Genomic DNA, 17,236 nt, shown 5'->3' on the forward strand with positions numbered 1-17,236 from the left:
GCCCCCCCCTTCTCCTCGCGTCAGTCGAGGAATCCTTCCCGGACGAGTTGCTCTCGAATCCGCTCCCAGTCGGCTACGGGGCGCTTTTCTCCATCGATGAACCGCAGGGGACAGCCCAGATTGCTGTCATCGATATAGAGGTCGGCGTGTACTTTCGGGGAGGAAGTCCAACGCTTCTGTCCGGGGTTTTCGTTGACGGCATAGAGTGGGATCCCCCTGGTCCGGAACCAGTCTACGGCCTGATCCAGCAGTTTTCCGTGCCGCATGGAGTAGAGAATCAACCTGCAGCCGTTTCCCGTGAGCTCCTTGAGCACGGGCACGGCCCCCGCATCCTCTCCGATTTCGGGATAGGCATGGGTAACTACGGTTCCGTCGAAGTCGACGGCGATGACAGCATCGTGGATTGCCATATTCGATTAACGTTTAACCTTGCGGGTCAGCGACAGGAAGAAGTTCTTGATCCGTCTCCGGTAGCTTTCGTCGTGATAATCGTCGCCGTATCCATACCCGTACCCGTATCCATAACCATATCCGTATCCGTACCCGTGGCGGCGGGTCCGGGAGCCGTTGAGTACGATGCACATGTTGTGCAGTTTCTTTTCACGGTAGAGCCGTTCGATATCGGGGAGTTGCCTGCGATCGAGGACGCCTTCTCGCACGATGTAGATGGAGAGGTCGGAGAGTCGGTCTGTAATGACGGCATCGGCGACCGACATGGCGGGGGTGCTGTCGAGGAAGATGTAGTCGTATTTGGTATGCAGCTCTGCGATAAGTTTGTCGAGTTTTTCGGAGAGGAGCATTTCGGTCGGATTGGGGGGTTGCACTCCGGCATAGATCACGTCGAAATTCTCGTGGTATTGCGTTTTCGAGATGAGCGAATTGATGTCGGTGACGGTTCCGGCGAGGTATCCGGTAATTCCGTTTCTGCTTTTCCCGTGTCCGAGGAGTGTCGAGAAGGCGTGTCTGCGGAGATCGAGGTCGATCAGGACGACGCGCTTTCCGGCCATGGCGAACGTCATGGCGAGATTCATGGCGACGAAGGTCTTCCCGGCGTGGGGGTTCGAGGATGTGAACAGGACGGTTTTCAGTTTGTTACCTGCGGATACGCCCATGAACGACATGTTTGACCTGAGGATTCGGAATGCCTCGGAGAGGGCGTCGCGTCCTGTTTCGCGGACTGCAACTCCCTCCGTCTCGCCCTCGACATAGGGGATGTCGCCGAGGAACGGGGCGCTGAGGTTGTCCTCGACATCCTTTCTTCCGCGGATGGTCGTGTCGAGCATCCCGATCAGGAACAGGAGTCCGAAGGGGATTGCGAGACCGACGATCAGCGCCACGGCCATAATCATCATCGGACGGGGCGATACGGGAATGGAGCTTCCGTATGCGAGGTCGATGGTCCGGGAGTTGCTCTCGGCGATGGCGTAGTTGAGCTGGGTCTCCTCCTGTTTGTTGAGCAGGTAGAGGAAGAGTTCCTCCTTGATTTTCTGCTGTCGGGTGATTCCAAGGATGACCTTCTCCTGGGACGGCATGGTGGATATTCTGCGGTTTGCGTTCTCCTCTTCCCGGCGCATGGCATCGCGCTGGATCTCCAGGGTCGAGATGTGAGAGTCGAGCGAGGCGATGATGGATCGTCTGACGGCCGCCAGGAGGTTGTCGAGGTCCCGGATGACGGGGCTGTTTTCGGAGCTGTTTTCGAGGAGTTTTTCGCGCTGGAGGATCGATGCGTTGTACTCTTCGATCTGCGCGGCGACGGCCGTATTGGTGACGGAAGCCATGGCTGGGATGAGTTCTCCGGCCTTGGAGGGGTCGTTGAGGTAGCTCCGGATGAACTCCGCGACGTTGATCTGGTTGTCGAGTGAGAGACCTTCGGCCTTGTACTGGGAGCTTTCCGTGACGCTTCTGGCGGCTTCCGAGGAGATATCGACCATCTGGTTGTCCTTTTTGAGGTCCTCGATGTCCTTGTCCACGTCACCGAGTTCGCGTCCGATTACTTCGAGGCGGGCCTTGATGAATTCCGCCGTGGTGACGGATACGCGGCGTTTGTCATTGATGGCATCCTTTTCGTAGGCGTCGATCAGGGTATTGAGGACATCTTCGGCCCGTTGCGGGACGGAGTTGTTCATCGAGATGGTGACGACGGAGGCCTGTTTGTTTGCGACGTCGCATTTGACGGCATTCCGGTATGCGTCGGTCGTTGCCTTGAGGGAATTTTTGCTGACCTGAATGGGCACACCGTTGTATGCGTTGTTCATGTAGAGAGTCTTGTGGACGACGATCTGTCCGACGGGCGTTGGAATGGTGTCTCCGTATTGAGCGGTGATAACGCTTCGGCTCTCCTGTTTGGTAACGAATCCGTCGTGGAATTCGGTGAGTTGAATCTGCTCGTCGCCGACCGGAGTGACGGAGAGCGAGAGATCCTGGTTGTCGTTGTCATTGATGAAGGTGACGTCGATGGGGGCCTGTCCGTAGAGGTCCTTGTCGCGGAGTCGTTCTTCGATGGAGTAGTTGACGGTGAGGTCGAGTCTGCGGACGACTTCGGTCATGAGTCTGCGTGACTGGAGGACGAACACCTCGTTGTCGACGCTGCGCTGGGTCTGGAATCCGGCCAGGTCGCTGAAGGCCGAGAGATCGATGTCTCCGCCCTTTCGGGTATCCTTGACGAGAATGGTGGCCGTACGGCTGTAGATTTTCGGGGTTTTGGCCAGGTAGTAATAGGCGGCGCCGACGCAGACGAGCACCGAGAGTACGAACCAGTACCAGTTCACGACGACCATTCGGATGATGTCGTGGAGGTTGATCGTCCCGGAGAGTTCGTCGTTGCTGATCGGGGTCTGTATGTTGGACTGCTGCTCTGTCATGATTCGGGTTTATTTGGTGAGGGTTACGATAAGCGTGGCAACGGAGACGGCGGTGCTGACCAGCGAGAGGTAGAAACTCCGGTTCTGGCTGATTTCACCCGATTGAGCCTTGTACTTGTTGGGCTTGACGTAAACGACATCGTTCTGCTGGAGGTAGAACGCCGGGGAGTTGAAGAGCTCCTTCGAGGTAAGGTCGAGCACCTCGATGGTTCTTTTTCCATCGGTTTCGCGGGTCACGATGACCTCGCTGCGGACACCGTATACGGTCATGTCTCCGGCCATGGCCAGGGCGTCGAAGATGGTGATGCGGTCCCGGTCGATATCGAAGGATCCGGGGCGTGCGACCTCTCCGATGACCGAGATCTTCATGTCGGAGAACTGGACATTGACGGTGGGGTCGTTGATGTATCCACCCTCGACGATCTTGTCGGCGATGATCTTGGCGAGTTCGCTTCGGGTGAGTCCCTTGCACTGGACGGCTCCGATGATGGGCATCTCCACGAATCCGTTTTCATCGACGGTCCGGACCTGGAGGGACTGGGCCGTTGAATTAGCTGTCGGCATTCCGGAGAGGGAGTTCAGGGAGGTCGAGGAGTTGAACGGGACGGCGAGTTCGGGGTCCTTGCTGTTGACGACGATGGTCAGGCGGTCGAGGGGTTTGATCCTGATCTGCCCGTTTTGGGCGATTTGTTCCGGAGTGGCGGGTTGAACGTCCTGCAAGTACCACACGCGCTTCTGCGCGGCGCACGAAACGAGCAAAAAGCCCAGGATTGCGATCCCGGCGAGACGGCAGAGTTGATTCATGAGGAAAAACATTATTAATGGAGGACAAAGGTAATGAAAATTCCGGGATTTCCGTCATAATTTTCGGGTCTATTTTACAAGTATGTATGCAAAGGTTCCCCGGGAGCAGCGCATGTCGGAAAAAAATCGTATCTTTGGTGCCTGAAAATGCGAAAAAGACGGTGGGGCGGATTGTCGGAACGGTCGTATCTTTGCAGGATGCGGAACCGGAGTGTTTTTTCGGGGGGCTGTTCCTGAGTCGATGGCGGCTTTCCGCGGCCGTTTTTGCAGCGAGAGAGACTTGTAGACTATTTGATTGACAGGGAGATGTAAGATCGCCTTGAAAATTGGCTATTCCATGAAACATCCAGACTGGAGCTATCGGGCCGTGATTTATGAGATGAACGTGCGTCAGTTGACGCCGGAGGGCACGTTGCGGGCAGCGGCTTCGAAACTGCCCTTTTTGAAGGAGTTGGGCATTGATGCGGTTTGGCTGATGCCGGTCTATCCGATTGGCCGGGAGTCGCGCAAGGGGACCTTGGGGTCGTACTATTCGATCCGGGACTACTGCGCGGTGAATCCGGAGATGGGGACGCTGGCGGATTTCGACGCTTTCGTGTCGGAAGCGCACCGTCTGGGACTGAAGGTGCTGCTGGACTGGGTTGCGAACCATACGTCGCGGGATGCGCGGTGGTTGACGGAGAAACCGGCCTCGTGGTACGAGCGGGATCCGTCGGGGGTTGCGGCCGTACCGTGGGACTGGACCGATACGGCGAAGCTCAACTATGCGAATCCTGAGGTTTGGGAGGGAGAGGCCGATGCCATGGCGTATTGGGTTCGGGAGCACGGGGTCGACGGTTTCCGGTGCGACATGGCGATGCTGGTTCCCGTTGCGTTCTGGAACGAGACGGCCCGGCGCCTGCGGGCCTTGAAACCGGACCTGTTTCTGCTTGCGGAGGCCGAGGAGCGGAATCTTTTCGACGAAGGGGCTTTCGATGCGTGCTATGCATGGGAGATGCACCATCTGCTGAACGACGTGGCGCAGCAGCGGACGCGGGTCACGGCCCTTCGTGACTACCTCTATGCGGATCTGGACCGTTATCCGGAGTGGGCCCTGCGGCTGGCCTTCACGTCGAACCACGACGAGAATTCGTGGAACGGCACGGAGTTTTCGCGCATGGGTGCGGCTCGTGAAATCATGACGCTCTTCACGTTTGTGGTGCCACGGGGTCTTCCGCTGATCTATACGGGTCAGGAGGTGGGTTACGACCATTCGTTTTCGTTTTTCGACCGGGACCCGATACCGTCGGACCGCTACCATGAGAACGAATACACGCATTTTTACCGTCGTTTGGCGGAGCTCCGGCACAGCCATGCGGCACTGGCGAGCGGGGGCCGTGGCGGCGTGCTGACCGAGATCCGGAACAATGCGGAGGATTGCCTGATGATTCTGGTCCGCGAGGATGGCGGCGACCGGGTGATTGCCGTGATGAACCTCTCGCCGTACACGATCCAGTGCGATTACTATACGGGGATCTATGCGGGGATGTACCGGGATGCCTTTACGGGCTGTCCCTGCGAATTCCGGGGCCGGGTTGAGGAGATAATGGCTCCGTGGAGTTACCGTTTGCTGATAAAATAGGGAAAAGGGGATACAATTGCGGGAAATTTTTTCTACTTTTGCCGCGGAAAGGGATTGCATTCAGATCATTGCGAGCCGTCCGCGTTGCGAGAAACCCCAACTAATTCTATATGCGTATGAAGAAACTTTGCTTTTTGATGGGTCTGTTGCTGGCCGCCGCCGGTGTCCGGGCCCAGGAACAGGACGATACGGCCCGTCGGCTGGATTCGTTGCAGCGTGTCGTGACCGAGTTGACGTCGAATGTCCAGACGCTCGAAACGGAGGATCTGAACCAGGCGATCTGGAAGGACCGTGCGAAGTATTTCAACATCGGTTACGTGAACCAGACGATGACGGACAAGACCTTCGGCGGGGAGCTGAAGAGTGATTTCGGCGTTTCGTTGAGCAACGGAAAGACCTACTATCTGCACAAGAAGCCGCTGCTGGGGATGATCAAGTTCGGTCTGGACTTCACGTGGCTGGATATCAACTATGCGAAATCCACGCTGGAGAGCTACGACGGCGAGGTTGGCGAGACCGACGTGCATCAGGCGGAGATCGGTATGCAGGTAGGTCCGTCGGTGACGATCAACCCGGTTCATCACCTGAAGGTGGGCGGTTATTTCCGGGTTACGCCCTCCTATTCGATGCTGTATATGGACGACACGTTCCATCATCATTACGTCACGATGCTGAATGCGGGCTGCATGGTTGCCTGGAAGGTGATTTCGCTGGGAGTCGAGTGGCGCTGGGGCTCGGCGACGTACGACGGCCTGACGTTCGACGAGTCGGCCTTTGATGATGAATCCTTCGGCGATGAGGGGGATCCCTCGATGGGCGATGTGATGGATAACCTCTCGGCTCCGGAGCGCAAGCTCAAGACCAGCTCGGTGCGCTTCTACGTGGGCTTCCGCTTCTGACGAAGCGCCGGGTGCGAAACGATCGAACGGCCTGCAGACTCTGCGGGCCGTTTTTTTGCGGCGGGGGAGGGGGCTGGATCGGTCGTTTTCCCGGCGGCCGGGCATTCGATTTGCGGTCGGGGTTGCAGCGAGCGGATATTTTCCTATCTTTGTCCCGACGTTACGGATATGAAACGAATTTTTCTATTCAGCCTGCTGCTGGTTGCGGTGCTCGGCACGGCGACGGCGCGCACCTATCGGGTCGGGGAGATTCCCAACGTACAGTTGCGGGACGCACGGCGCTATGTGTCGAATCCCGACGGCATCCTCTCCGCGGAGGCGGTCCGGCGGATCGATTCGATCTGCGGTTCGCTGCGCGGGCGGGGGCTGGCGCAGGTGGCGGTGGTTGCCGTGGACGATATTGCGGGCGGCGATCCGTTTTCGTTCGCCATCGAACTCTTCCGGTCGTGGGGCGTGGGCTCGGCGCGGAGCAGCAACGGCCTGGGCGTGCTGCTGGTGAAGGATCTGCACGAGATCCGTTTCGTTACGGGCGGGGGCCTCGAAGGCATCCTTCCCGACGCGCTGTGCAAACGGATCCAGATGCAGCGGATGCTGCCCTTCTTCCGCGAGGGGGACTACAGCGCGGGAATGGTTGCGGGCCTCGAAGCCGCGGCCACGGTGCTCGAAGGGGGCGAACCGGATCTGTCCGCGGAGCAGCGTCCTTTCCTGGCGTGGTGGGAGATCCTCCTCATTTTCGGGGTGATCTTCGTGGCGCTGCCCGTGGGTCTGCGGCTGATCGCGCTTTATGCACGTCCGCGCTGCCCCAATTGCGGAAAGCGGCGGATGAAGCCGGTCTCGCAGGCGGTCGTAAGCGTTACGCCGGAGTATCGGATCGAGGAGCGTGAATACCTCTGCCCACACTGCGGTAAGCGTTATCGTCGACGCTCCCGCAGCCCTCGGAACGACCATTTCGGCGGTTCGGGCGGCGGGATGATCATCGGCGGCGGGGGTCTCGGCGGTTTCGGCGGGGGCGGCTCGATCGGTGGCGGTTTTGGCGGCGGTTCGTTCGGCGGAGGCGGAGCGGGCTCGCGGTGGTGATCCCGGAGAGGCCGGGGAGAGAGCCGGAGGGGCCGGAGAAAAAGAGACGTTTAACAAAGAAAAATAAGGAACAGAACGATGAAAAAATGGATTTGGATCGGCGTAGTTGCCGTAGTTGCGATTTTCTTGTATGCGAGCTATAACGGGCTGGTCGGCAAGGAGGAGCGGGTCCGGAGCGCGTGGTCGAACGTGGAGGCGCAGTACCAGCGGCGTGCGGACCTGATTCCGAACCTGGTGAATACGGTCAAGGGGTATGCGGCCCATGAGTCGCAGACGCTTCAGGAGGTAACCGAGGCGCGGACGCGGGCGACGTCGATCAACCTTTCGGCCGATGACCTGACCCCGGAGCGGCTGGCCGAATACCAGCAGGCGCAGGCGGGGGTCCGTTCGGCCCTGGGCCGTCTGATCGCCGTGGCGGAGAACTACCCGGACCTGAAGGCGAACCGGAATTTCCTGGAGTTGCAGGCGCAGCTCGAAGGTACGGAGAACCGGATTTCGGTGGCGCGTCAGGACTTCAACGGAGCCGCCGAAGCGTATAACCGGACGGTGCGCCGCTTCCCGACGAATCTGGTTGCCGGGGTGTTCGGTTTCGAGCGCAAGCCCTATTTCGAGGCTGCCGAAGGTACGGAGAGCGCTCCTCAGGTGACGTTCTGAGATGCTTTCCGAACAAACGCGCGGCTACGTTCTCGGGAGTGTGGCCGCAGTCAGTTACGGATTGAATCCGCTCTTTGCCCTGCCGCTTTACGGGGCGGGTCTGGGGGCGGATTCCGTACTTTTCTACCGTTACGTGCTGGCGGTGGTGATGCTGGGAGCGCTGATGCTTGCGCGGCGTCAGTCGTTTGCGCTTTCGCGTCGTGACCTGCTGCCGCTGGCGGGAATGGGTCTTCTCTTTTCGGTGTCGTCGCTGACGCTCTTCGAGAGCTACAACTACATGGATGCGGGGATTGCCTCGACGCTGCTGTTCGTCTATCCGGTGATGGTGGCGGTGATCATGGCCGTGGGCTTTCACGAACGGGTCACGGTGGCGACGGTGCTCTCGATCGTGCTGGCGTGTACGGGGATCTCGCTGCTCTACAAGGGCGGCGACGGCACGACGCTCAGCCTGACGGGCGTTCTGCTGGTTTTTCTCTCCTCGTTGTCGTATGCGGTCTATATCGTGGGGATCAACCGCTCGTCGTTGAAAAATCTTCCGACCGAGAAGCTGACCTTCTACTGCCTGGTTTTCGGATCGCTGGTCTACGTGGTGCGGCTCCGGGGGTGTACGGAGTTGCAGTCGATTCCGACGGCGGCCCTGTGGGTGAATGCGGTTTCTCTGGCGTTGTTTCCGACGATCGTCTCGCTGGTGACGATGGCCGGAGCGATTCGCCGCATCGGGTCGACGCCGACAGCCATCCTCGGGGCGCTGGAACCCGTTACGGCGCTCTTTTTCGGGGTTGCGGTCTTCGGCGAAGCCTTTACGCTGCGCATCGGCACGGGAGTCCTGCTGATCCTGGTGGCCGTGACGCTGATCATTGCGGGGCAGTCGCTGCATGTTCCCAACTCGGTGACCCACCTGGCGCATTGGATGCGCCGCCCGCGATTGCCGCGCTGGGCGGTCCGGTGGGCGCACCGACTGCCGCTTCCGCGCCTGCGGCACCGGTCCTGAGGGGATCGGAGGAAGCGTCCCGGCCTGCCTTGCCCGGAACCGCCCCCCCCCAAAAAAAAAGACGGCCGCCGGGATCAGTCCCGGCGGCCGTCATCTCTTTCCGGCAGGGCTTACAGCCGTTTTTTCTCCTCTTCGGAACCGGCCTCGACGGAACGCTTCTGGAAGGCCTTGCCGCTCTTGAAGTTCCAGGTCACGCCGAACCGGTACTGGATGTTGCTCCAGGTCTGGCGGATGTGGACCGTGCGGACGAAACCGTCGCCTGAGGCTCCGACCTGCTGCCCGCGGTCGAGGATGTTGCGGACGGAGAAGGAGAGGACGAACCGGTCGTCGAAACGCTTCTTGATCCCGGCCTGGAGGAAGTGGTTGGGCAGGATCCAGATGTTCCCCAGATCGATGCGGCTCTGGTAGGAGTAGGAGCAGTCGATGAAGAACTTGGCCGGGAGGTTGAAGGTGTTCGAGACGTTGACGAATCCCCAGTTGAAGTATTGCTGGGCACCGTGCTGTTCGATGCGCTGCCCGCGGCGCATGTAGGTTGCGTTGACATTCATCTGCCACCACTTCGTCGGTTGGAAGGGGAGGTTTGCCGAGGCGTAGTAGCTGGTCGTTGCGTCGAAGTTGACCCAGTTGATGCAGAGCATGTCGGGGTCGTCGGGATCGGCGAGCATGGTCTGCTGAATCTCGCCGTCGACGATCTGCACGCCGCCCGTGAGGGTGTACTTGTGAGCGAGGACGACGGTGAGGCTCAGGTCGTTCTGGAAGGCGGGGTCGAGCGAGGGGTTTCCGGTCTGATAGGTGTAGTCGGAGATCTGCGACCGCTGGGGGTTGAGGCACCAGAAACGCGGGCGCTCGATCGTGCGGGCGTACTGGAGGATCATCGAATAACCCTTCTCCTGCGAGATGGCGTAGGAGATGTTGGCGTTGGGGAAGAGCGAGAAGTAGTTCTGGCGGACATCCCCGCTTTTGCCGTGGGTGTGGGTGTACTCGCCGCGCAGGCCGGCCACGAGGCTCCAGCGGCCGAGCTGCGCGGAGGCGATGGCATACGCCGCAGCGATGTTCTCGGTGTAGTTGACCGTGTAGCTCTGGTCGTTGTTTCGGAGCCAGTCGCCGCTCTTCCGATATTCGTAGAGGGCGTCGTTGTGCATGTCGTTGAAGGTGTACTTGGCCCCGGCCTTGAGCGACCAGCGGGGCGAGAAGTTCTTTTCGAGGGCGAGGGTTGCCGTGGCGACGTCGTAGATGCTCGTGGCGGCATCGCGGTAGACGGAGTCGATGTCGGCGCTCCCGGGAGAGGTGATGCGGCTAGTGTTGTCGTTTCCGGAGTCGGAATTGCGGCGGGTGTAGTCGGCCAGGATCTTGAAGGTCGACCCGAGGGTGTCTAACTTGTGGATGTAGTTGAACGTCACGGCATAGTTGTTTCCGTAGTCGTGGTTGTCGAACCGGCTTCGGGTGTTGGTGGACAGGAGTTCGTCGCCCAGGTCGGTGGAGGTGTCGGTGGGGCCCCAGGATCGGTTGCGCCAGTATTCGAACTCGGCTCCGATGCTGTTTTTCGGGTTGATTTCGAAGACGCTTCCGGCATTGATCCCGTAGTTGCGGTTGTTGCTGATGGCCTCGGACCGGGCCGTCAGCTCCTTGTCGGCGGTGTCGTAGGCGGTGTTTTCATCGGAGAGCATCGTGTTTTTGCCGAGGTATCCCCAGGCCGAGGCGTAGACGTCGAGACGCCCGGAGTGGATGTTGATATTGGCCGAGGGGCTGTATGTTCCGGTGTAGCTGCTCTGGGTGGTGGAGAGTGCGACGGATCCGTTGAGGCCGTTTTCGCGTCGTTTCTTGAGGGTGATGCGGATGATGCCGGCCGAGGAGTCGGCGTCGTAGTCGGCGCCGGTTGTGGGCACGACCTCGATTTTCTGAATCTCCTCGGCGCGCAGCGAGCGCAGGTAGGTGAGGAGCTGTTCGTTGTCCATGCGGAGTTCGCGGTCGTTGACGTAGACTTTCGATCCGCTTTTTCCGTTGATGGAGATCTTCTCGCCGTCGATCCAGACGCCGGGGGCGTGTTCGAGGAGTTCGATGCCGTCCTTTCCGATGGCGGAAGGGGCGTTTGCGACGTCGACGACGAATCGGTCGGCCTCGCGTCGCACGAGCTGTGCGGAGACGACGACGCCCTCGATCCGGTTTTCGGCGTTGTGCATGACGATTTCGCCGAGGTCGTTGTTCTGTTCGACGCAGACGGGGCGTTTGACGGGTTCGAGCCCGAGGTACTGGATCTGGAGGGTGTACTCTCCGGGGGCGACCTTCAATTCGAAGCGGCCGTCGGCATCGGTTGCCATCCCGACGACCTGCTGGTCACCCTTGAGGAGGACGACGGTAGCGTATTCGACGGCCTTTCCCTGTTCGTCGACGACGCGCCCGACCGCGGGGCAGAGTCTTGCAGCGGAGGCGTCGGCGAGGCCTGCGAGGAGGAGTACGGCCGTAAGGACCCACATTTTTGCAAAGGATGTGCTTTGATTCGGCATGGGAGGATGTTTATTTTACGTCGCAAAGATATGTAAAAACTTTTGTACTTTGCAATACATAGTATCAAATTTTTTTAAAAAGTTTCCGACCTATGTATAAAAGGGGGGGCGGCGTGAAAAATTTGTTGAAAAATCGCTGCGGGAAGAGGTAGGAAACCCGGGAAATAATGATTAAATTTGCAGATTGGTAAAGCCGTCCGGCGTGGTTTCTGCGCGCTTGTCGGCTGGAAATGAAGGACTTATGTTGAGCGCATTGTATTATGTTTTCCTGGTGTTGCTGTGCACCGTATTCATGATTTTGTCGGCCGTGGCGCTGGTCGTGTGCTATCCGTTCGACCGGGGTCGGCGTACGGTGCACGAACTCTCGCGGATTCTGGTCCGGATCTTCTTTTTCATTCCGTTGCGGTGGCGGCAGCGGGTCGAGGGCCGGGAGCTGATCGACCGCCGGAAGCGGTACGTGATCGTCATCAACCACAATACGGTGATCGACATTCCGACGCTCTACTACATTCCGCTCAACTTCCGGTGGGTTTCGAAACGCGAGGTCTTCCGGGTGCCCTTCTTCGGTCAGTACCTGGTTCTGCACGGCGACATCTGCATCGACCGGGGACGTGCCGCCGAGGCGCTGGAGCAGATGGTGCGCAAGGGCAAGATGTGGATCGGGCGTGGTGCGTCGATAGCGATCTTCCCGGAGGGGACGCGCTCGAAGGATGGTGAGATCCACCGTTTCAAGGCGGGGGCCTTCACGCTGGCGCGCGAGGCGGGGGTCGATATTCTCCCGGTGGTGCTGGACGGCACGCGGACGCTGATCCGGAAGAACCTGCTCTTCAATTGGGGCAACCGGATCACGATCCGGGTTCTGCCTCCGGTTCCGGCCGAGCGGGTTGCAGCGGAGGATCCCCACGAACTGATGACGGAGGTGCACGATGCGATGTGCGCGGCGCTGGCCGACATCCGGAAGCAACGATAGACTATGGCAGATTTACTCAATACGAACACGAACAATTACGGCGACGATGCGATCCGCACGCTCACGCCTCGGGAGCACGTGCGGCTTCGTCCGGGCATGTATATCGGCAAACTGGGCGACGGTTCGCAGTCGGACGACGGTATCTATGTGCTGATCAAGGAGGTGACCGACAACTCGATCGACGAGTACATGAACGGTTACGGCCACCAGATCGACATCACGGTGGAGGACAACGAGGTGACGGTGCGCGACTACGGGCGCGGCATTCCGCTCAATTCGCTGTCAGCGGCGGTGAGCGTGATGAACACGGGCGGCAAGTACGACGATGACGAGGAGGGTGCGGCCTTCAAGAAGACGGTGGGTCTGAACGGTGTGGGTGTGAAGGCGGTGAACTACCTGTCGAGCACCTTTTCGGCCCGTTCGGTGCGCAATGGCGAGGCGCATACGGTCTATTTCGAGCAGGGCATCGAGCAAAGCGACCGCTGGGAGAGCGGCCTGCAGGAGAAGGACGGCACGGAGATCCGCTTCCGGGTCGACGAGACGGTCTTTGGCCCCTATACCTACAACCTGGAGTACGTGGAGCAGCTGGTGCGCAACTACACCTACCTGAACCGGGGTCTGACGATCCGCTTCAACGGGAAGAGCTACGCCTCGAAAAACGGACTGCTGGACCTGCTGAACGAGAACATGTCCGAGGAGCCGCTCTACCCGCCGATCCACCTTTCGGGCGAGGACATCGAGGTGGTGATCGCCCACGGCACGGGTTACGGCGAGAGCTGCTACTCGTTCGTCAACGGACAGTACACGACGCAGGGCGGCACGCACCAGGCGGCCTTCCGCGAGGCGATCGCCAAGACGATCCGGGAGTTCTACCACAAGGATTACGACCCGTCGGACATCCGCACGTCGCTTATCGGGGCGATTTCGATCAAGGTGTCGAGCCCGATCTTCGAGTCGCAGACGAAGACGAAACTCGGCTCGAAGGAGATGTCGAAGTCGGGCCCGACGATCCGCAACTTCGTGGTGGACTTCCTGGGCAAACACCTCGACGACTACCTGCACAAACACGCCGAGACGGCGCAGATCCTGCAGAAGAAGATCGTGGAGAACGAGAAGGAGCGGAAGGCGATCTCGGGCATCCAGAAGAAGGCCCGCGAGACGGCCAAGAAGGTGTCGCTGAACAACCGCAAGCTGCGCGACTGCAAGATCCACCGCACGGACCGGAACGAGCTGGCCGAGCAGTCGATGATCTTCATCACGGAGGGTAACTCGGCGTCGGGATCGATCACCAAAAGCCGCGATGTGCGTACGCAGGCGGTCTTCTCGCTGCGGGGCAAGCCGCTGAACTGCTACGGGCTGACGAAGAAGGTGGTCTACGAGAACGAGGAGTTCAACCTGCTGCAGGCGGCGCTGAACATCGAGGAGGACATGGACAACCTGCGCTATAACAAGGTGGTCATTGCGACGGATGCCGATGTCGACGGGATGCACATCCGGCTGCTGATGATGACCTTCTTCCTGCAGTTCTTCCCGGATGTGATCCGTCAGGGGCACCTGTTCGTGCTGCAGACGCCGCTGTTCCGCGTGCGCAACAAGAAGGAGACGCTCTACTGCTACTCGGAGGAGGAGCGGCAGCGTGCGATTGCGAAACTGGGGGCGAATGCGGAGATCACGCGGTTCAAGGGTCTGGGCGAGATTTCGCCGGACGAGTTCCGGGAGTTCATCGGCGAAAACATGCGGCTCGACAAGGTGCGCATCACGAAGGACGACCCGATCCACGACCTGCTGGAGTTCTATATGGGCAAGAACACCTACGAGCGGCAGGGTTTCATCATCGACAACCTGCGTATCGAGGAGGACCTCGTGGAGCAGGACCTGAAAATCAGCTAAGCGACTATGGCAAAGAACAAGGATAGAGACGATCTGATTCCGGAGGAGGCGCTCGACGGGGGCGCCCCGACCCCGGATGCGGCAGACGGGGCGGCAGACGGGGCGGCGGACGAGGCGACGGACGGAGTGGACGATGCGGCGGCGGACGAAGAGGCAGACGGGGCGGCGGATGCGGCCGATGGGGCGGAAGCTCCCGGAGATACCGCCGCGGGAACACCTCCGGCGAAGTCTGGAAAATTCGACCGCCTGACGCAGGACGAGGGCGACGTGCGCAAACTGACGGGCATGTACAAGAACTGGTTCCTGGACTACGCTTCGTACGTGATCCTGGAACGCGCCGTTCCGCACGTCGAGGATGGGCTGAAACCGGTCCAGCGACGGATCCTGCACGCGATGAAGGTGGTGGACGACGGCCGCTACAACAAGGTGGCGAACCTCGTGGGTCAGACCATGCAGTACCACCCGCACGGCGACGCCTCGATCAAGGATGCGCTGGTGCAGCTGGGGCAGAAGGACCTCTTGATCGACTGCCAGGGTAACTGGGGTAATATCCTCACGGGCGACGAGGCTGCGGCGGGCCGTTATATCGAGGCGCGGCTGTCGAAATTCGCGCTGGATGTGGTCTTCAACAAGAAGACTACGGAGTGGATGCTGTCGTACGACGGCCGCAAGGAGGAGCCGGTGACGCTTCCGATCAAGTTTCCGCTGCTGCTGGCGCAGGGCTCGGACGGTATCGCCGTGGGGCTGGCGTCGAAGATCCTGCCGCACAACTTCAACGAGCTGATCAATGCGGCGATCGCACACCTGCAGGGGCGCGAGTTCCGGCTCTACCCGGACTTCCCGACGGGGGGCATGGCGGACGTGAGCCGCTATAACGACGGCCTGCGGGGCGGTACGGTGAAGGTGCGTGCGAAGATTTCGAAGATCGACAAGCGGACATTGGCCATTACGGAGATCCCCTATACGACGACGACCGAATCGATCAAGGATTCGATCATCAAGGCCAACGACAAGGGGAAGATCAAGATCCGGAAGGTGGACGACAATACGGCGGACAAGGTGGAGATCATCATCCAGGTGGCTCCGGACGAGTCGTCGGACAAGACGATCGACGCGCTCTACGCCTTCACGGACTGCGAGGTGTCGATTGCGCCGAACGCCTGCGTGATCTGGGACGAGAAGCCGCACTTCCTGGGCGTTTCGGAGATCCTGCGCCGCTCGGCCGAGCATACGCGGTCGCTGCTCGGGCAGGAGCTGAAAATCCGCCTCGGGGAGTTGAACGAGGCGTGGCACGCGGCGTCGCTCGAAAAGATCTTCATCGAGAACAAACTCTACCAGCTGATCGAGGGTTGCAAGACCCGCGAGGAGGCCTATGCCGCCGTGGACAAGGGGCTGGAACCCTTCAAGAAACGGCTGCGACGTGAAGTAACGCTTGAAGACGTGCAGCGCCTCACGGAACTGAAGTTCATCCGCATTTCGCGCTACGATTCGGAGAAGGCCGACAACGAGATCAAGCAGATCGAGGAGGATATCAGGACGACGCAATACAATCTCGAACACCTGACGGAGTATACGGTGGCATGGTACGAGCGGATCCGCGACAAGTACGGCAAGGGGCGCGAGCGGCGCACGGAGCTGCGGGAGTTCGACTCGATCGAGGCGACGAAGGTGGCGGTGACGAACGCGAAACTCTACGTCGACCGGGCCGAAGGGTTCTTCGGCATCGGGAAGTCGATGAAGGATGCGGAGTTCGTGTGCGACTGTTCGGACATCGACGACGTGATCGTCTTCACGAAGGACGGGCGTTACGTCATCACGAAGGTGAGTGACAAGGCCTTCTTTGACAAGGGCATCTACTACATCGGGGTCTTCAAGCGCAACGACGAGCGGACGATCTACAACGTGCTGTACCGCGACGGGAAGAACGGCCCGATCATGATGAAGCGGTGTGCGATCAAGGGGATCACGCGCGACAAGGAGTACGACATCACGAAGGGTACGCCGAAAAGCGAGATCCTGTATATGTCTGTGAATCCGAACGGTGAGGCCGAGGTCCTGAAGGTTTACTTCAAGCCGCGTCCGCGTCTGAAGAAGGTGATCGTGGACCTGGATTTCTCGACGCTGGCCATCAAGGGACGCCAGAGTCAGGGCAACCTCTTCTCGCGTTACGGCATCCACAAGATCGTGCTGAAGGAGCGGGGGACCTCGACGCTGGGCGGCCAGGACATCTGGTTCGACGAGGATGTGCGTCGGTTGAATGCCGACGGTCGGGGCCGTCTGCTGGGCGAGTTCAAGGGCGACGACAAGCTGATCGTCTGGACGGCCAAGAACCAGTATTACATTACGGGTTACGACCTCGGGCAGCATTTCCCCGACGATACGACCTACGTGGGGCGCTACTCGCCCGACCGGGTCTACAGCCTCTGCTACTACGACCAGGGGCAGCAGTACTACTACATGAAGCGTTTCACGGCGGAGTTGTCGGACAAGATGCAGGATTTTCTCGATCCGGAGGACCGGTTCGTCTGCGTGACGGAGCGGTCCGGCGCGAAGCTGGAGATCACCTACAAGGGGGCTCACGCCTCGCGTCCGGCGGATCTGGTCGACGTCGACGAGTTTGTCGGGGTGAAGAGCCACCGTGCGAAGGGCAAGCGCTTGACCACCTACGAGGTGGACAGGCTGCGGATGATCGAGCCGGAATTTCCGCCGGAGCCGGAACCGTCTGAGGACGAGACGCTTGACGGCGGCATATTGTCGGAAACATCGGATGACGGTGCGCAAACGTCTGACAACGTGGAGAATACATCCGTAAAAGAGCCGTCGAAGGAGCCGTCGGGCGAAATCGTCTCGGATGCGGGGCTGCCCCGCACGGGCTCGGAAGCGGGCGGCGTGGCCTTCGAGATCGAACGTCCGAAGGGCGATACCGAGCAGGCGATCGACCCCGAACAACTGAATCTTTTCTGAC

General features: G+C 59.9%; 12 protein-coding genes. 8 read left to right on the forward strand and 4 right to left on the reverse strand.

What is annotated here, in order from left to right:
• Positions 1-20 precede the first annotated feature (20 nt).
• From ABGT65_RS10555 to ABGT65_RS10565, 3 genes are read right to left on the reverse strand one after another with little or no spacing between them, the layout of a single operon-like run.
• Positions 21-410 carry a hypothetical protein gene (locus ABGT65_RS10555; RefSeq protein ID WP_346702004.1) on the reverse strand — a complete coding sequence of 130 codons (390 nt, stop codon included), beginning with the start codon at positions 408-410 and terminating at the stop codon, positions 21-23.
• Between the two features lie 6 nt (positions 411-416).
• The gene (locus tag ABGT65_RS10560; protein WP_346702006.1) at positions 417-2,861 is read right to left on the reverse strand and encodes a polysaccharide biosynthesis tyrosine autokinase; all 2,445 of its coding nucleotides are present in this window, start codon (positions 2,859-2,861) and stop codon (positions 417-419) included.
• 9 nt (positions 2,862-2,870) lie between these two features.
• The gene (locus ABGT65_RS10565; protein ID WP_346702008.1) at positions 2,871-3,665 is read right to left on the reverse strand and encodes a polysaccharide biosynthesis/export family protein; all 795 of its coding nucleotides are present in this window, start codon (positions 3,663-3,665) and stop codon (positions 2,871-2,873) included.
• Between the two features lie 337 nt (positions 3,666-4,002).
• On the opposite strand from ABGT65_RS10565, the gene ABGT65_RS10570 reads away from it, so the two are divergent.
• The 5 genes from ABGT65_RS10570 to ABGT65_RS10590 all read left to right on the forward strand — a co-directional run bounded on the left by ABGT65_RS10570 (position 4,003) and on the right by ABGT65_RS10590 (position 8,907).
• Positions 4,003-5,286, forward strand: coding sequence for an alpha-amylase family glycosyl hydrolase (locus tag ABGT65_RS10570; RefSeq protein WP_346702009.1), 1,284 nt, complete (start codon positions 4,003-4,005; stop codon positions 5,284-5,286).
• A 116-nt stretch (positions 5,287-5,402) separates the two neighbouring features.
• Positions 5,403-6,185, forward strand: coding sequence for a hypothetical protein (locus ABGT65_RS10575; protein ID WP_346702011.1), 783 nt, complete (start codon positions 5,403-5,405; stop codon positions 6,183-6,185).
• Positions 6,186-6,353: 168 nt separating this feature from the next.
• On the forward strand, positions 6,354-7,262 hold the full coding sequence (locus ABGT65_RS10580) for a TPM domain-containing protein (protein WP_346702013.1): 909 nt from the start codon (positions 6,354-6,356) through the stop codon (positions 7,260-7,262).
• A gap of 78 nt (positions 7,263-7,340) precedes the next feature.
• A complete protein-coding gene (locus tag ABGT65_RS10585; protein WP_346702015.1) occupies positions 7,341-7,916 on the forward strand; it encodes a LemA family protein in 576 nt (191 codons plus the stop codon).
• 1 nt (position 7,917) lies between these two features.
• Entirely contained in the window at positions 7,918-8,907 is a 990-nt protein-coding gene (locus ABGT65_RS10590) for a DMT family transporter (RefSeq protein WP_346702017.1), read from the forward strand.
• A 110-nt stretch (positions 8,908-9,017) separates the two neighbouring features.
• Here the strand turns inward: ABGT65_RS10590 and ABGT65_RS10595 are convergent, their stop codons facing one another.
• Entirely contained in the window at positions 9,018-11,381 is a 2,364-nt protein-coding gene (locus ABGT65_RS10595; RefSeq protein WP_346702019.1) for an outer membrane beta-barrel family protein, read from the reverse strand.
• A 271-nt stretch (positions 11,382-11,652) separates the two neighbouring features.
• Here ABGT65_RS10595 and ABGT65_RS10600 point away from each other — a divergent pair, with 271 nt between their 5' ends.
• From ABGT65_RS10600 to ABGT65_RS10610, 3 genes are read left to right on the forward strand one after another with little or no spacing between them, the layout of a single operon-like run.
• Entirely contained in the window at positions 11,653-12,381 is a 729-nt protein-coding gene (locus tag ABGT65_RS10600) for a lysophospholipid acyltransferase family protein (protein WP_346702021.1), read from the forward strand.
• 3 nt (positions 12,382-12,384) lie between these two features.
• On the forward strand, positions 12,385-14,271 hold the full coding sequence (locus ABGT65_RS10605) for a DNA topoisomerase IV subunit B (RefSeq protein ID WP_346702023.1): 1,887 nt from the start codon (positions 12,385-12,387) through the stop codon (positions 14,269-14,271).
• A gap of 6 nt (positions 14,272-14,277) precedes the next feature.
• Positions 14,278-17,235 carry a DNA gyrase/topoisomerase IV subunit A gene (locus ABGT65_RS10610; RefSeq protein WP_346702025.1) on the forward strand — a complete coding sequence of 986 codons (2,958 nt, stop codon included), beginning with the start codon at positions 14,278-14,280 and terminating at the stop codon, positions 17,233-17,235.
• The last annotated feature ends 1 nt before the right edge of the window (position 17,236 follow it).

Source organism: uncultured Alistipes sp. (assembly GCF_963931675.1).
Lineage (GTDB): Bacteria > Bacteroidota > Bacteroidia > Bacteroidales > Rikenellaceae > Alistipes.

Excerpts from the sequence above, each read along its gene's own strand:
- ABGT65_RS10595 (WP_346702019.1), bottom strand. The coding sequence starts at position 11,381 with ATGTGGGTCCTTACGGCCGTACTCCTCCTCGCAGGCCTCGCCGACGCC.
- ABGT65_RS10555 (WP_346702004.1), bottom strand. The coding sequence starts at position 410 with ATGGCAATCCACGATGCTGTCATCGCCGTCGACTTCGACGGAACCGTA.
- ABGT65_RS10590 (WP_346702017.1), top strand. The coding sequence starts at position 7,918 with ATGCTTTCCGAACAAACGCGCGGCTACGTTCTCGGGAGTGTGGCCGCA.
- ABGT65_RS10605 (WP_346702023.1), top strand. The coding sequence starts at position 12,385 with ATGGCAGATTTACTCAATACGAACACGAACAATTACGGCGACGATGCG.
- ABGT65_RS10565 (WP_346702008.1), bottom strand. The coding sequence starts at position 3,665 with ATGAATCAACTCTGCCGTCTCGCCGGGATCGCAATCCTGGGCTTTTTG.
- ABGT65_RS10575 (WP_346702011.1), top strand. The coding sequence starts at position 5,403 with ATGAAGAAACTTTGCTTTTTGATGGGTCTGTTGCTGGCCGCCGCCGGT.
- ABGT65_RS10610 (WP_346702025.1), top strand. The coding sequence starts at position 14,278 with ATGGCAAAGAACAAGGATAGAGACGATCTGATTCCGGAGGAGGCGCTC.
- ABGT65_RS10560 (WP_346702006.1), bottom strand. The coding sequence starts at position 2,861 with ATGACAGAGCAGCAGTCCAACATACAGACCCCGATCAGCAACGACGAA.
- ABGT65_RS10600 (WP_346702021.1), top strand. The coding sequence starts at position 11,653 with ATGTTGAGCGCATTGTATTATGTTTTCCTGGTGTTGCTGTGCACCGTA.
- ABGT65_RS10585 (WP_346702015.1), top strand. The coding sequence starts at position 7,341 with ATGAAAAAATGGATTTGGATCGGCGTAGTTGCCGTAGTTGCGATTTTC.
- ABGT65_RS10580 (WP_346702013.1), top strand. The coding sequence starts at position 6,354 with ATGAAACGAATTTTTCTATTCAGCCTGCTGCTGGTTGCGGTGCTCGGC.
- ABGT65_RS10570 (WP_346702009.1), top strand. The coding sequence starts at position 4,003 with ATGAAACATCCAGACTGGAGCTATCGGGCCGTGATTTATGAGATGAAC.